This is a genomic window from Streptomyces sp. NPDC005878 (assembly GCF_040629815.1).
Lineage (GTDB): Bacteria > Actinomycetota > Actinomycetes > Streptomycetales > Streptomycetaceae > Streptomyces.
The window spans coordinates 125327-140404 of record NZ_JBEXWK010000022.1; the positions used below are offsets into that span (position 1 = coordinate 125327).

General features: G+C 72.8%; 14 protein-coding genes. 8 read left to right on the forward strand and 6 right to left on the reverse strand.

Annotation, left to right across the window (positions count from 1 at the left end; genetic code table 11):
- Positions 1–184 precede the first annotated feature (184 nt).
- The gene (locus ABZ404_RS27820) at positions 185–1054 is read right to left on the reverse strand and encodes an alpha/beta hydrolase (protein ID WP_358837933.1); all 870 of its coding nucleotides are present in this window, start codon (positions 1052–1054) and stop codon (positions 185–187) included.
- 100 nt (positions 1055–1154) lie between these two features.
- Positions 1155–3440: a DEAD/DEAH box helicase gene (locus tag ABZ404_RS27825; protein ID WP_358837552.1), complete on the reverse strand. Its 2286-nt coding sequence runs from the start codon at positions 3438–3440 to the stop codon at positions 1155–1157.
- A gap of 314 nt (positions 3441–3754) precedes the next feature.
- On the opposite strand from ABZ404_RS27825, the gene ABZ404_RS27830 reads away from it, so the two are divergent.
- Entirely contained in the window at positions 3755–4606 is an 852-nt protein-coding gene (locus tag ABZ404_RS27830; protein WP_358837553.1) for a ferritin-like fold-containing protein, read from the forward strand.
- Positions 4607–4626: 20 nt separating this feature from the next.
- Here ABZ404_RS27830 and ABZ404_RS27835 read toward each other — a convergent pair whose 3' ends face one another.
- From ABZ404_RS27835 to ABZ404_RS27850, 4 genes are all read right to left on the reverse strand, one after another.
- Positions 4627–4890 (reverse strand): hypothetical protein, encoded by a 264-nt coding sequence (locus tag ABZ404_RS27835; RefSeq protein WP_358837554.1) that lies wholly within the window; start codon positions 4888–4890, stop codon positions 4627–4629.
- A 211-nt stretch (positions 4891–5101) separates the two neighbouring features.
- Positions 5102–5329, reverse strand: a complete 228-nt coding sequence (locus tag ABZ404_RS27840; RefSeq protein WP_067163735.1) for a DUF3107 domain-containing protein — start codon at positions 5327–5329, stop codon at positions 5102–5104.
- A gap of 133 nt (positions 5330–5462) precedes the next feature.
- Positions 5463–6104, reverse strand: a complete 642-nt coding sequence (locus ABZ404_RS27845; RefSeq protein WP_190090017.1) for a TetR/AcrR family transcriptional regulator — start codon at positions 6102–6104, stop codon at positions 5463–5465.
- Between the two features lie 146 nt (positions 6105–6250).
- Complete coding sequence (locus ABZ404_RS27850) at positions 6251–6481, reverse strand: hypothetical protein (protein WP_358836420.1); 231 nt, start codon at positions 6479–6481, stop codon at positions 6251–6253.
- A 117-nt stretch (positions 6482–6598) separates the two neighbouring features.
- On the opposite strand from ABZ404_RS27850, the gene ABZ404_RS27855 reads away from it, so the two are divergent.
- The 7 genes from ABZ404_RS27855 (at position 6599) to ABZ404_RS27885 (ending at position 14926) form a co-directional block, all read left to right on the forward strand.
- Complete coding sequence (locus ABZ404_RS27855) at positions 6599–7567, forward strand: alpha/beta hydrolase (protein WP_358836421.1); 969 nt, start codon at positions 6599–6601, stop codon at positions 7565–7567.
- A gap of 8 nt (positions 7568–7575) precedes the next feature.
- The gene (locus ABZ404_RS27860) at positions 7576–9195 is read left to right on the forward strand and encodes a DUF3152 domain-containing protein (RefSeq protein WP_358836422.1); all 1620 of its coding nucleotides are present in this window, start codon (positions 7576–7578) and stop codon (positions 9193–9195) included.
- An 88-nt stretch (positions 9196–9283) separates the two neighbouring features.
- Positions 9284–9379 carry an Ms4533A family Cys-rich leader peptide gene (locus ABZ404_RS27865; RefSeq protein WP_324616262.1) on the forward strand — a complete coding sequence of 32 codons (96 nt, stop codon included), beginning with the start codon at positions 9284–9286 and terminating at the stop codon, positions 9377–9379.
- A gap of 174 nt (positions 9380–9553) precedes the next feature.
- Positions 9554–11275, forward strand: coding sequence for an ABC transporter substrate-binding protein (locus ABZ404_RS27870; protein WP_358836423.1), 1722 nt, complete (start codon positions 9554–9556; stop codon positions 11273–11275).
- A gap of 2 nt (positions 11276–11277) precedes the next feature.
- The gene (locus ABZ404_RS27875) at positions 11278–12309 is read left to right on the forward strand and encodes an ABC transporter permease (RefSeq protein WP_358836424.1); all 1032 of its coding nucleotides are present in this window, start codon (positions 11278–11280) and stop codon (positions 12307–12309) included.
- A complete protein-coding gene (locus ABZ404_RS27880; protein WP_358836425.1) occupies positions 12306–13295 on the forward strand; it encodes an ABC transporter permease in 990 nt (329 codons plus the stop codon). The genes ABZ404_RS27875 and ABZ404_RS27880 overlap by 4 nt, the downstream gene beginning before the upstream one ends.
- A complete protein-coding gene (locus ABZ404_RS27885) occupies positions 13292–14926 on the forward strand; it encodes an ABC transporter ATP-binding protein (protein ID WP_358836426.1) in 1635 nt (544 codons plus the stop codon). The genes ABZ404_RS27880 and ABZ404_RS27885 overlap by 4 nt, the downstream gene beginning before the upstream one ends.
- Positions 14927–15078 lie beyond the last annotated feature (152 nt).

Genomic DNA, 15078 nt, shown 5'->3' on the forward strand with positions numbered 1-15078 from the left:
ACAAGCCCCACCGGCCCGCAGGTGAATGACCGGCCTCTCAGGGGCGCGGGGAACGGCGCGAGTAACCCAGGCGGACCCGCAGTCAAAGTCCGGGCCTGATAAGGGGCGCGGGGAACTGCGCGAGCGCCCACCCCCGGCCCGCAGCCGAAGTCGTCCCGCAGGCGAAAGCCCCCCGGGACCGGGGTCACCGGCAACCCCCACGCCCCCCCGCCCAGAACTCCGTCAAGGCCCCCGCCAGCCCCTCCGCGTGCGTCACATTGGGGGAGTGGCCCGCGCCCGGGATCACCGTGTGGCGCGCCCCCGTGTCCCGGGCCAGCGCCGCCAGTTCCTCCACCGTCCACACCATCTCCTCGTCCCCGTACGCCACATGCAGCGGCACGGGAAGCGCGGCGATCTGTTCGGTGCGGTCCGGCTCCGTACGCAACTGGCGGCCCGCCGCGATGAGTTGGCCCGGCCGCGTGTTGAACCAGCGCCGCCGCAGGAACTCCGCGACCTCCTCCGTGTCCGGCTCGTACGCCGGGTCCCTGCTGTCCAGCCACCGCGTCGCCGCCCACACCGCCGCCGGGGGCAGCACCGGAAGCGCGGCCCGCAGCAGCCGGATCTTGGCGCGCTGCTCGGGCCCGACGTGCCCGGGCCCGGACGCCAGCAGCGTCAGGGACGCGAAGGAGCGCGGGGCGAGGCGGACGGCCGCGCGCGCCACCAGGCCGCCGAAGGAGTGGCCGACGAGGTGCACGGGCCCGTCCCCGAGCGCCGTCGCCTGGGCCACGGCGTCCTCGGCGAGGGTGCGCGGCGTGTAGCCGGACGCGCCGCGCGGCCCGGGGCTCTCGTGCTGGCCGCGTCCGTCGACCGCCACCGCCCGGTACCCGGCGCGCGCGAGCGGCTCCAGGAGGGCGAGGAAGTCCTCCTTGCTGCCGGTGAAACCGGGCAGTAGCAGCGCCGTCCCGAGCCGGTTTCCGAGCGGCTCGCAGTCGAGTACGGCGAAGCGGCCGCGGGGCGTCTCCAGCGGGTACGCGCGGGTGCCCGAGGGCAGGGCCAGGGACCGGGGCTTGCTCATATGCCGAGCGTAACCGGGGTGCGGGGGCTCCGGCGGGCCGCCCCGGGACGCACGTCGGCCCGGCACCCCGTGGGGGTGCCGGGCCGACAGAGCGGTGTGCTTACGCCTCGGGCGCCGCGACCTTGCGGGTGCGGGTACGGCGGGGCTTGGGCTCCGCCGCCGCCTCGGGGGCGGCCTCCGCGGTCTTCTTCGCGCGCGTACGACGCGGCTTGGGCTCGGCGGCGACGGACGCCTCCGGCTCGGCCGCGACGGCCTTCTTGCGCGAGCCGGCCGGCTGGGCGGCGGCCTCGGCGGCCTTCGCGGCGGCGATCTCCAGGGCGGCCGACTCCGGGGTCAGGAAGCCGACCTCGGAGGAGGACGCCACCTTGCGCACCCGGCGACGGGGCTTGACCGGCGCCTCGGCGACGGCCTCCACGACCTGCTCCGCCACCTTGCGGGTACGGCGGCGCGGGGCGGCGGCCACCGGCTCGGCGGCGGGGAGTGCTGCCTCGGCGGCGGGCGCCGGGACGACGGGCGTCTCGGCGACGGCCTTGCGGGTCCGGGTCCGGCGCGGCTTGGTCTCGGCCTCCGGGGTCTCCACCACGGCCTCGGCGGCCGGCGCGGCGGCCGGCTCGGCTACGGTCGCGGACTTGCGGGTCCGGGTGCGGCGCGGCTTGGTCTCGGCCTCCACGGCCTCCGCACCTTCCACCACGGTCTCCGCGGCCGGCGCTGCCACCGGCTCGGCGACGGCCACCGGGGCGGTCACGGTCTCGGCGGCCGGAGCCGCCTCCACCGGGGCCACGCCCACACGGGTGCGGCGACGGCGGCGCGGGGTGCGCGGCTCGGCGCTCTCGGTGTTCGCTGTGTTCTCGGTGTTCTCGGTGTGTGCGGGGGCCTCGGCCTCCGGCGCGGCGGCCGGCTCCGCGGCCACGGGCGCCTGGGCGTCCGTCTCGGCCGACGAGCCGCCCCGGGTGCGGCGGCGCTGGCGCGGGGTGCGCGGCGCGCGCTCCTCGGTGGCGACCGGCGCGGCGGCGGCGGACTTGCGGCCGCGGCCGCCGGTCTCGCCCAGGTCCTCCAGCACCTCGGCGGACAGACCCGCACGGGTCCGCTCGCCTCGGGGCAGGACACCCTTGGTGCCCGCCGGGATGTTGAGCTCCTCGAACAGGTGCGGCGACGTGGAGTACGTCTCGACCGGGTCGGGGAAGCCCAGGTCCAGCGCCTTGTTGATCAGCTGCCAGCGCGGGATGTCGTCCCAGTCCACCAGCGTGACCGCGATGCCCTTCTTGCCCGCGCGGCCGGTGCGGCCGATGCGGTGGAGGTAGGTCTTCTCCTCCTCGGGCGACTGGTAGTTGATGACGTGCGTCACGCCCTCGACGTCGATGCCGCGGGCGGCGACGTCGGTGCAGACCAGCACGTCGACCTTGCCGTTGCGGAAGGCGCGCAGCGCCTGCTCGCGGGCGCCCTGGCCGAGGTCGCCGTGGACCGCGCCGGAGGCGAAGCCGCGCTTGGCGAGCTGCTCGGCGATGTCGGCGGCCGTCCGCTTCGTACGGCAGAAGATCATCGCGAGTCCGCGGCCCTCGGCCTGGAGGATGCGCGCGACGAGCTCCGGCTTGTCCATCGAGTGGGCGCGGAAGACGTGCTGCGTGGTGTTGGCCACGGTCGCGCCCGCGTCGTCCGGCGAGGTGGCGCTGATGTGCGTGGGCTGCGACATGTAGCGACGGGCCAGGCCGATGACGGCGCCCGGCATGGTCGCCGAGAACAGCATGGTCTGGCGCTTCGCCGGAAGCATGTTGATGATCTTCTCGACGTCGGGCAGGAAGCCCAGGTCGAGCATCTCGTCGGCCTCGTCGAGGACGAGCGCGCGGACGTGGGAGAGGTCCAGCTTGCGCTGGCCCGCCAGGTCGAGCAGCCGGCCGGGGGTGCCGACGATCACGTCGACGCCCTTCTTGAGGGCCTCGACCTGCGGCTCGTACGCCCGGCCGCCGTAGATGGCGAGCACGCGGACGTTGCGGACCTTGCCGGCGGTGAGCAGGTCGTTGGTGACCTGGGTGCAGAGCTCGCGGGTGGGGACCACGACGAGCGCCTGCGGGGCGTCGGTGAGCTGGTCGGGCCTGGCCCGGCCCGCCTCGACGTCCGCGGGGACGGTGACGCGCTCCAGGAGCGGCAGACCGAAGCCGAGCGTCTTGCCGGTGCCGGTCTTGGCCTGGCCGATGACGTCGGAGCCGGAGAGCGCGACGGGGAGCGTCATCTCCTGGATGGGGAACGGGGACACGATACCGACGGCCTCAAGGGCTTCGGCGGTCTCGGGGAGGATCCCGAGGTCTCGGAACGTAGTCAGGGTGCTGCCTCTTCTGTGAGACGCGGTACGGAGGCGAACGCGGCGGGTCTTACCGTGCCGTGGGTCCATCCGGCCAGGTGTCGGGGATCGACCGGGCCGGGTGGCGCGGGACCACTGCCGTCGCTCAAGCGCTCGTGCCGCTGAGGGTCCCTCATCTGCGGTTACGTAATGTCACGTGCCGCACTGGAGGGCTGTCGGGTCGGAGCCGACCGGGCGACCGACCGGGCATCCTCATTCATCAAGCCGCCCGCCGAATACATGATCCTCGGCAGGCTCATTACCACTGTACCCCGGATTCGCGCATGTGTGTCGGGCGAATTCCCGGGAACCGGTCGGGCGCTCTGGCTGACCAGGCCCTTCCCCCCTGCCGGGAGCGGGCTATTGTGCGCTGCATGGAGACGCCTGACAACGCCAACGCGGCCGGAACCGAAGCCGCCGCGCCCGCTGCCGACGCCGGTAAGAACGCGGAGCCCGCGGAGAACACGGGGAACACGGGGGACGCCGTTGGCGCCGAGAACGCCGAGGCCACCGCGGGACCCACCGGCATCGCCGCCCAGGACTGGGCGACGGCCTCGGCCGAGCCGCAGTACCGGGCCGCCGTGGTGGACCTGCTCGGCGCCCTCGCGTACGGCGAGCTGGCTGCCTTCGAGCGCCTGGCTGACGACGCCAAGCTGGCGCCCTCGCTCGCCGACAAGGCGGAGCTGGCGAAGATGGCCTCGGCCGAGTTCCACCATTTCGAGCGGCTGCGCGACCGTCTCGCCGAGATCGACGCGGAGCCGACCGCCGCGATGGAGCCGTTCGCCAAGGCGCTGGACGACTTCCACCACCAGACCGCGCCGTCGGACTGGCTGGAGGGCCTGGTCAAGGCGTACGTGGGCGACTCGATCGCCAGTGACTTCTACCGCGAGGTGGCGGCCCGGCTCGACTCGGACACCCGCGGCCTGGTGCTCGCGGTGCTCGACGACACCGGCCACGGCAACTTCGCGGTGGAGAAGGTGCGCGCCGCGATCGAGGCCGACCCGCGGCTCGGCGGCCGGCTGGCGCTGTGGGCGCGGCGGCTGATGGGCGAGGCCCTCTCGCAGGCCCAGCGCGTGGTCGCGGAGCGCGACGCGCTGTCGACGATGCTGGTCGGCGGCATGGCGGACGGCTTCGACCTGGCCGCGGTGGGCGAGATGTTCGCCCGTATCACCAAGGCGCACACCAAGCGCATGGCCGCGCTGGGCCTCGCCGCGTAGGGACGCCGGAGCTTCGCCGTCTACGCCGCTGAGCGGCGCAGACGGCCCCTCGGGCGCAGCAGCAGCGACAGCGCGACCACCGCGATGAAGGTGGCGCCGACGATCGTGGTCACCGCGTGCCCCGGACCGACCGCGGAGTGGGTCAGGAAGGCGCCGAAGAGGGCGCCGAGCGAGCCCACCGCGAAAACGGTTCGCCGCTCTGGCAGACGGTGTGGCAGACGGGACGCGGCAGTCCAGGCGAGAACGATTCCGAGCACGACGGAGCCGAGCGCTTCCAGGAGCATGTACGTCCCTCCCGCGGTGTGTGGCCAGGGCTATCGGGTCACCTGCCGTCCTACCCGAGGCTCGCGGAACGCAACCCTCACCTCATCGTGTGGAGCACAGCGGGGGCACGGGAAGCGCCCACCCGGCGCGCGGCGTGCGGGCGGCGCGCACAGGAGAGCGGCCCGGCGGTCGATGACCGCCGGGCCGCTCCTCGTTCCCTGTCGTACGGGGCTACAGCTGGCCGAAGCCCACCCGGCGAACCGTCGGCTCGCCGATCTCCACGTACGCGATCCGGTCGGCCGGCACGAGGACCTTGCGGCCCTTGTCGTCCTGGAGGCTGAGCAGCTGCGCCTTGCCGGCGAGGGCGTCGGCTACCGCGCTCTCGACCTCCTCGGCGGACTGCCCGCTCTCCAGAACGATCTCCCGGGGCGCGTGCTGCACGCCGATCTTGACCTCCACGGCTATGTCCCTCCGACGGTCTGCGGTGCGCGGTCAGCCGCGCTGTACCCCGCACACATTAGCCCGGAGAGGGGACCCGGACGGGCGCGGCGCCGCACGCTAGGAGCGAACACCCGCGCCCCGCAGGCGCTGTTCAGTGGCCTTCGGTGCCGTGCAGCGGGAAGCCCGCGATACCGCGCCAGGCCAGCGAGGTGAGCAGCTGCACCGCCTTCTCGCGGGGGATCGCCGACTCGCTGGAGAGCCAGTAGCGGGCGACCACCTGGGAGACCCCGCCCAGGCCCACGGCCAGCAGCATCGACTCGTCCTTGGACAGGCCGGTGTCCTCGGCGATCACGTCCGAGATCGCCTCGGCGCACTGCAGGCTGACTCGCTCCACGCGCTCGCGCACGGCGGGCTCGTTGGTCAGGTCGGACTCGAAGACCAGGCGGAAGGCGCCGCCCTCGTCCTCCACGTACGCGAAGTAGGCGTCCATGGTCGCCGCCACCCGCAGCTTGTTGTCGCTGGTGGAGGCGAGCGCCGTGCGCACGGCCAGCAGGAGCGCCTCGCAGTGCTGGTCGAGCAGGGCCAGGTAGAGCTCCAGCTTTCCGGGGAAGTGCTGGTAGAGGACGGGCTTGGAGACACCGGCCCGCTCCGCGATGTCGTCCATCGCGGCCGAGTGGTAGCCCTGTGCGACGAAGACTTCCTGGGCCGCGCCCAGAAGCTGATTGCGGCGGGCCCGGCGGGGCAGGCGCGTGCCTCGCGGGCGCGCCGCCTCGGTCTGCTCGATGGCTGTCACGCCGCCTCCCAAAAATTGATCTCGTGCGCGATGGACGCGCGCCGCCATCGTACTTTTGGGTAACCCGGCTGTGCGCGGTGCGCACGCAGAATTTCACGGACCGGACGCGCTGGGTAGCCGGAGATAGGCCCGGTTATCCGAACAAATCAGCGGTAGTCGTCCTCGTCGAGGGCCACCACGCGGGCCTGTTCGACCGCATCCGCCTCGTTCGCCACGTTCGGGTCGACCCGGGTGAGCGGATCGTCGCGGTCGTGGCGCACCTCGGTCTGCTGCTCGGCCGCGTCCGCCTCGGGGGTCTCCTCGTCGAGCTCCACGGTGCCGGCTTCTTCCTGGAAATCTTCCTCGAACATTTCGGGATCACTGGGGTCGACGGGCATGATTGCTCCCTTTTCGAGGGCTTGATAACGAGCCTATGGGCTAGGTCTGCGCACCGCTATGCGGTCTGTGACGGCGAACACATGAACCACGGTGTGATCGTCTCGTAACATTGCCGCATGCCTTCGACCGAGCTGCCGGAAACCCTTGCCGCCGCTGCCGCCCCGGTACCCCGGGTGGGCGCGGTCCGGGTGGCGGACGGCGAAGAGCTGCGCCCGGTGAGTCTGCCCGGCCTCACGCTGAACATCCGCACCCGTCCGAGTGCGGCCTCCGGCCTCGCCCCCGCCCTGTTCGTGCACGGGCTCGGCGGCTCCTCGCAGAACTGGTCCGCCCTGATGCCGCTGCTCGCGGACACGGTGGACTGCGAGGCCGTGGACCTGCCCGGCTTCGGGGACTCCGCGCCACCGGACGACGGCGACTACTCGGTCACCGGCCACGCGCGCGCGGTGATCCGGCTGCTGGACGCCGAGGACCGCGGCCCCGTCCACCTCTTCGGGAACTCGCTGGGCGGCGCGGTCGCCACCCGGGTCGCGGCGGTCCGCCCCGACCTGGTGCGCACCCTCACCCTGATCTCGCCCGCGCTCCCCGAGCTCCGCGCCCAGCACACCGCCTGGCCCACCGCCCTGATCGCGGTGCCGGGCGTCGCCTCGCTGTTCGCCCGGATGACCAAGGACTGGACGGTCGAGGAGCGTACGCGCGGGGCGATGGCGCTGTGTTACGGCGACCCGGGCCTGATCAGCCCCGAGGCGTTCCGAGCGGCGGTCGAGGAGATGGAGCGGCGCCTCGCGCTGCCGTACTTCTGGGACGCGATGGTCCGCTCGGCGCGGGGCGTGGTGAACGCCTACACCCTGGGCGGACAGCACGGGCTGTGGCGCCAGGCCGAGCGCGTGCTCGCGCCCACCCTGCTGGTGTACGGCGGCCGCGACCGGCTCGTCGGCCTCCGCATGGCCCGCAGAGCCGCCGCCGCGTTCCGCGGATCGAGACTGCTGACCGTGCCCGATGCCGGGCATCTGGCGATGATTGAGTACCCGGAGGCGGTCGCGCAGGCCTTCCGGGACCTGCTCGACGACTGCGGAAACAGGAGCTGATCCGGGGCGTGGGACGACACAGCCGACCCAGGGGCGCCGCGGGCACTCCCGATGCCACCCGTGCCGCCGACGCCACCGGGCCCCTGCCCGCGGCGGAGGGCACGCAGCCGGCGGGCAGACGCCGCCGCACCGAAGACCGCCCGGCCGGCCGCCTCCCGGGGAGCCGGCCGGCTCCGGGCACCTCCGCCCCGCACCAGGGCGGCACCACCCCCGCGCACGGCGTGCCGGTCCGCGGCGGTCACCCCGAGCACCACGAGAGCGGGGGCGGCTGGGGCGAGCCCTCGGCGCCGCGCCCCGCCGCTCCGGCCCACCCCGGGCCCGGTGTCCGAATACCGGGACCCCGGCGCGAGTACGTGGACGCCTTCGACGGCGCCGACTGGACGAACACCGGCACGCACCGCGCCCCCAACCCGTCGTCGTCCGACACGGGCTCCCACCGCGTCGACAACTGGACGGACACCGGATCCCACCGCGTGGCCAACCCGTCGGACACGGGCTCCCACCGCGTGGCGGACTGGACGGACACCGGCTCCCACCGCGTCGCCAACCCGTCCGACACCGGCGGCCACCGCACAGCCGCCCCCACGGACACCGGCGCCCACCGCGGGGTCGGTCCCACCGGCCCGGGCGCCCGGCGCGGACCGGATCCGATGGGCACCGGCTCCCACCGCCGGATGGTCGTGGCCGACACGGGTGAGCAGCGCAGGATCGTTCCGGCGCCCACCGCGGCCCGGCCGTCCCCCGTATCCGTACCCGCTCCCGCCCCGGCCCCCGAACGGGCCGAGCCGGAGGACGAGCAGCAGACCGCCAGGAAGGGCAGGTCCGTCAAGGGCCGCACCCTCACCGGGATCGCGGCGGCGGCCGTCACCACCGTGCTCGCGGTCGTGGTGGCCGGGCAGGTCACGTCCGACGACGGCCACCGCGCCGGCGCCCAGGCGGCCGACGGCAGCGGTCGCGGCGGCGAAGGCCCCGCCTCCCGCTCCAAGGACCGCTCGACGCCCCAGCAGGCGGCCCCGGCCAAGCCCGCCACGTACGAGCAGAAGATGGCCCTTCAGTACCCGATCGACCCCAAGCTGAAAGGTTCCGGCGAGTTCGAGACCGTGCCGGGCTCCGCGGCGGCGCCGGGCAAGGGGCGCAAGTACCGCTACCGGGTGGACATCGAGAAGGGCCTCGAACTGGACGGCGCCCTCTTCGCGGAGGCCGTGCAGAAGACCCTCAACGACGACCGCAGCTGGGCGCACGACGGGGCGAAGACCTTCGAGCGCGTCTCCTCCGGCAAGCCCGACTTCGTCGTCACCCTGGCGAGCCCCGGCACCACCGGGACCTGGTGCGCCAAGTCGGAGCTGGACGTCACCGAGGAGAACGTCTCCTGCGACTCGGCCGCCACCGAGCGCGTGATGATCAACGCGTTCCGCTGGGCGCAGGGTTCGGAGACGTTCGGGGCCCAGGCGATGTTCGCCTACCGGCAGATGCTCATCAACCACGAGGTGGGACACCGGCTCGGCCATGGGCATGTGAGCTGTCGCACTCCGGGGGCGCTGGCTCCGGTGATGCAGCAGCAGACCAAGTCCTTGGACATAGACGGGATCAAGTGCCGTCCCAACCCGTGGGTCTACCCGACTGGTTGAGACCAGTCCGGCCCTGCTGTCCACACTGTGGGACGACTGTCTCAATCTCGGTTGACAGTGGACAGCGGGGCTTTGCATAGTTCTCGGCATGCCGCACCGCCCCTTCACTCCCGCACGCGCCGCCATCGAGCTGGCGCTGATCGGCGTGACCGGGCTCTGCGTAGCCGACATTCACTGTTGCTGACGCCCACTCGCGCGCAGTTTTCTCCTTTCTGCGTCCGGGTACTTCCGTCTTTGCTCATCCGCGCGGGCGCAGCACTCCCTCTTGTCCGAAGACCATGACGCCGTCATGGGCCGGTACAGACGCCCGCGTCCGTTCGCCCCTGCCCGGCAGTCACCCCGAGAGGTCTTCATTCCGATGCGCCAGATGTCCGGAAACGTCGCAAGAGCGGCAGCGATAGCCGTGGTTCTCGCCGTGGGCGCCGTCGCCTGCGGCCCCGACGACAGCGGCGCCAAGAACGCCGGCGGCGGCTCGGACGCCAAGCCCGCCAAGGGCGGCACGCTCTCCGTCCTCAACAACGAGCCGCAGACCGACTTCGACCCGGCGCGGCTCTACACCTCGGGCGGAGGAAACGTTCCGTCCCTGGTGTTCCGTACGCTCACCACCCGCAACCGCGAGGCAGGCGCCGAGGGCACCAAGGTCGTCCCGGACCTCGCCACCGACACCGGCAAGCCCAACGCCGACGCCACGGTGTGGACGTACACCCTCAAGGACGGCCTCACGTACGAGGACGGCACGCCGATCACGACTGCCGACATCAAGTACGGCATCGAGCGCTCCTTCGCGGCCGAGCTCTCCGGCGGCGCGCCCTACCTGCGCGACTGGCTGGTCGGCGGCGCCACCTACCAGGGTCCCTACAAGGATGGCGGCAAGGGCCTCGCCTCCATCGAGACGCCCGACGCCAAGACCATCGTCTTCCACCTGAACAAGCCCGAGGGCGAGTTCCCCTACCTGGCGACCCAGACCCAGTTCGCGCCGGTCCCCAAGGCCAAGGACACCGGCACCAAGTACGAGTCGCACCCCGTCTCCTCCGGCCCGTACAAGGTCGTCAAGAACGAGAACGACGGCGAGCACCTGGTCCTGGAGCGCAACCCGCACTGGTCCGAGGCCACCGACGCCGAGCGCAAGGCGTACCCGGACACCATCGACGTGCGCTCCGGCCTCGACGCCTCCGTCATCAACCAGCGCCTGTCCGCCTCCCAGGGGCCGGACTCGGCGGCCGTCACCACCGACACCAACCTCGGCCCCGCCGAGCTCGCCAAGATCGGCGGTGACAAGGCGCTCGCCGCGCGCGTGGGCACCGGCCACTTCGGCTACACCAACTACATCGGGTTCAACCCGAAGGTGAAGCCGTTCGACGACCCGAAGGTGCGTCAGGCCATCGCGTACGCCGTGGACCGCAGCTCGGTGATCAACGCGGTCGGCGGCTCCTCGCTCGCCGAGCCCGCCACCACCTTCCTGCCGAACCAGAAGGCGTTCGGCCACGCCGACTTCGACCACTTCCCGGCGGGCGACTCCGGCAACGCGGCCAAGGCCAAGGAGCTCCTGAAGGAGGCGGGCCACCCGGACGGCCTCACCGTCACGCTCACCCACACCAACGCCAAGGGCGGCCCCAAGGGCCCCGAGGTCGCGACCGCCCTCCAGGACGCCCTGAAGAAGGCCGGCATCACGGTCAAGCTCCAGGGACTGGAGGCCAACGACTACAACGACACCATCCAGAGCGTCGAGAAGGAGCCCGGCTTCTTCCTGCGCGGCTGGGGCGCCGACTGGCCCTCCGGCGGCCCGTTCCTCGCGCCGATCTTCGACGGCCGCCAGATCGTCAAGGACGGCGCCAACTTCAACACCGGCTTCCTCGACGACCCGGCCGTCAACAAGGAGGTCGACGAGATCAACAAGCTCACCGACCTGGCGGCCGCCGCGCCGCGCTGGGGCGCCCTCGACAAGAAGATCGGTGAGCAGGCCGTGGTCGTCCCGCTCTTCCACCCGGTCTACAAGCGGCTCGTCGGCAAGGACGTCAAGAACGTCGTCATCAGCGACTGGACCGGTGTGCTCGACATCTCCCAGGTAGCGGTCAAGTAGCCATGAGCAGTGAGGCCTTGTTGGCCTCGGAGACGGGAGCGGCCCCCCTGGTCGCTCCCGCCTCGGGGGCCCGTCAGTTCTGGCGGCGGCTGCGCGCCCAGCGCGCCGTGACCGTCGCCGCCGTCGTCTTCGCGCTGCTCGTGCTCGTCGCGCTCGCCGCGCCCCTGCTCACCGCCCTGGAGGGGCAGGACCCCAACGTCTTCCACCCGACTCTGATCGACTCCGCCGCCGGCGGCGTGCCCAAGGGCGCGTTCGGCGGCGTCAGCGGCGACCACTGGCTCGGCGTGGAGCCGCAGACCGGCCGCGACCTGTTCGCACGGCTCGTCTACGGAGCCCGGGTCTCGCTCGGCGTCGCCTTCATCGCCACCCTGGTGCAGGTGTTCATCGGGGTGAGCCTCGGACTGCTCGCCGCGCTCGGCGGGCGCTGGGCCGACCAGGTCATCAGCCGGTTCACCGACGTGGTGGTGGCGCTTCCGCTGCTCGTCATCGGCCTCGGCCTGATCGCGGTCGTACCCGACTCGGTGCCCCGCCCGGTCCTGATCACCTGCGTCATCGCGGTCGTCGGCTGGTCCGGCACCTCCAAGATCGTGCGCTCCTCGGCGCTCAGCCTCAAGTCCCTCGACTACGTCTCGGCGGCCCGGCTCAGCGGCTGGGGCCGCCTCGCGATCGCCCGGCGCGAGCTGCTGCCCGCCCTTGCCGCGCCCGTCATCACGTACGGCGTGCTGCTGGTGCCCGCCAACGTCTCCATCGAGGCGGCGCTCTCCTTCCTCGGCGTCGGCATCAAGCCGCCCACGCCCTCGTGGGGCCAGATGCTCACCGAGGCCAACACCTGGTACCAGTCGGCGCCCACGTATCTGCTGCTGCCGGCCGGCTTCCTGTTCGTGACGGTCCTCTCCCTGACCGTCGTCGGCGAGGGCGTGCGCACCGCGCTCGACCCGAGGGCCGCCTCCCGGCTCAAGGTCGGCGTCACCTCCCGCAAGGACGCCAGGGCCCGCGAGAACGCCGCCACATCCCCCAAGGAGGCCTCCAAGTGACGGGCTTTCTGCTGCGGCGGCTCGGCGGCGCGGTCTTCGTGCTGCTCGCCCTCTCCGTCGTCGTCTACCTCGTCTTCTACGCCGCCCCCGGCAACGTCGCCCAGATCGTCTGCGGCGAGCGCTGCTCCCCGGCCCAGGTCGCCCAGGTGCACGACCGCCTCCAGCTCGGCGACCCCCTCCCCGTCCAGTACTGGCACTTCCTCCAGGGACTCTTCGTCGGCCGGGACTTCTCCTCCGGCGTCGGCGTCGTCCACTGCGACGCGCCCTGCCTCGGGCTGTCCTACCGCCAGGACTCACCGGTCACCGACATCCTCCTCAACAAGCTGCCCGTCACCGGCTCGCTGGTGATCGGCGCCTTCGTGCTGTGGATCGTGCTCGGCGTCGGCACCGGGCTGCTCTCCGCGTGGAAGCGCGGCGGCGCCGTCGAGCGGACCCTGACCGGGCTCACGCTCGTCGGCTTCTCCACCCCGGTCTTCGTGATCGGCCTGGTACTGATCATCGTCTTCTGCTCCACGCTCGGCTGGCTGCCGTTCCCGCAGTACACCCCCTTCTCGGACAGCCCCGAGCAGTGGTTCTGGGGACTGCTGCTGCCGTGGATCTCGCTGGCCCTGATCGAGAGCGCCAAGTACGCCCGCCTGGTGCGCAGCTCCATGCTGGAGACCCTCGCCGAGGACCATGTGCGCACCTTCCGGGCGTACGGACTCACCGAGCGGGCCATCGTCGGCAAGCACGCCCTGCGCGGCGCCGTCGCCCCCGTCATCGCGCTCAGCGCCCTGGACGCGGGCTCCATGTTCGGCGGCGCCGTGCTCACCGAGTCGCTCTTCGGCATCCAGGGCATCGGCAAGCTCCTGGTGGACTCGGTCCGCCACGTCGACCTGCCCATCGTGGTCGGCGTCGTCATGACGACCGGGTTCTTCGTCGTACTGGCCAATGCCGTCGCGGACGCGCTGTACGCGATGGCCGACCGACGGGTGGTGCTGTCATGACCGAGCCCCAGGCGCGAAACCCCGCGCCCCTGGTGGAGGTCACCGACCTCGCCGTCGCCTTCGGCGAGACCCGGGCCGTGGACGGGCTCTCCTTCACCCTGGAGCCCGGCGCCGCCCTCGGCGTCGTCGGCGAGTCCGGCTCCGGCAAGAGCGCCTCCGCCTACGCCCTGCTCGGCCTGCACCGCGGCACCGGCGCCCTGGTCGAGGGGAGCGTGAAGGTCGCCGGCACCGACGTCCAGCAGGCCTCCGACGCCGAACTGCGGCGGCTGCGCGGGGGAGTGGCGGCGATGGTCTTCCAGGACCCGCTCTCCTCCCTCGACCCGTACTACGCCATCGGCGACCAGATCGCCGAGGTCTACCGGGTGCACCGGGGCGGCACCAAGCGGGCCGCACGCGCGCGTGCCGTGGAGGTGCTCGACCGCGTCGGCATCCCCGACGCCGCCCGCAAGGCGCGCTCGCGCCCGCACGAGTTCTCCGGCGGGATGCGCCAGCGCGCCCTCATCGCGATGGCCCTGGCCTGCGAGCCCCGGCTCCTGATCGCGGACGAGCCGACCACCGCCCTCGACGTCACCGTCCAGGCCCAGATCCTCGACCTGCTGCACGGGCTGCGCCAGGAGACCGGGATGGGGCTGCTGCTGGTCACCCACGACGTGGGCGTGGCGGCGGAGAGCGTCGACGACGTCCTGGTCATGCGCCAGGGCCGCGCGGTCGAGCGCGGGCCCGTACGGGACGTGCTCGGCGCGCCGAAGGCCGCGTACACCAAGGAGCTGCTCTCGGCGGTGCCGCGCCTGGACGCGCCCAGGCCGGACGCCTCGGCCGCCGGTGAGCCGCTGCTCGAAGCCCGCGACCTGCGCAAGGTGTTCGGGCGCGGCAAGTCGGCGTTCACCGCCGTCGACGGGGTCTCGCTCACCGTGCGGCGCGGCGAGACGCTCGGCGTGGTCGGGGAGAGCGGCAGCGGCAAGACGACGCTCGGCCGGATGCTGGTCGGCCTGCTCGACACCACCTCCGGCACGATCCGCCGCGACGGCACGGCCGTGCAGATGGTCTTCCAGGACCCGGTCGCCTCGCTCAACCCCCGCCGCTCGATCGGCGAGTCGGTGGCCGACCCGCTGCGCGCCTCGGGCGTACGGGACGAGGGGCGCATCCGCGCGCGCGTGGGCGAGCTCCTGGAAAGGGTCGGCCTCGACCCGGACCGCTACGACCGCTACCCGCACGAGTTCAGCGGCGGCCAGCGCCAGCGCGTCGGCATCGCCCGCGCGCTCGCCGCCGAACCGCAGCTGATCGTCTGCGACGAGCCGGTCTCCGCCCTCGACGTGACCACCCAGGCCCATGTCACCGCCCTCCTCGCGGAGTTGCAGCGAGAACTCGGGCTCGGGCTCGTCTTCATCGCGCACGACCTCGCCGTCGTACGGCAGGTGAGCGACCGGGTCGCGGTGATGCGCCGGGGCCGGATCGTGGAGGAGGGCGCCGTGGACGACGTGTACGGATCGCCCCAGGACCCGTACACGCGGCAGCTCCTCGCCGCCGTGCCGACCGTCGACCCGGTGCTGGCCGCGGTGCGGCGCGCCGCCCGCAAGGAGCTGCGCGAGCAGTCGCGGGAGCGGAACTCCAGTGCGGTGGCCGCTGCCTGACGCTCCGTTACTCTTCGGCCCCGTAGCGCGACGGAACGCCACGGCGGTGGGAAAGTTACGTGCATTCACCCCTTCCGGTGGCGCGATGGACAGCCGATGTCTCCGGTCGGGTTGTCGCCGATCATCCAGCCGCCATCCGCGAGGTTCGCGCC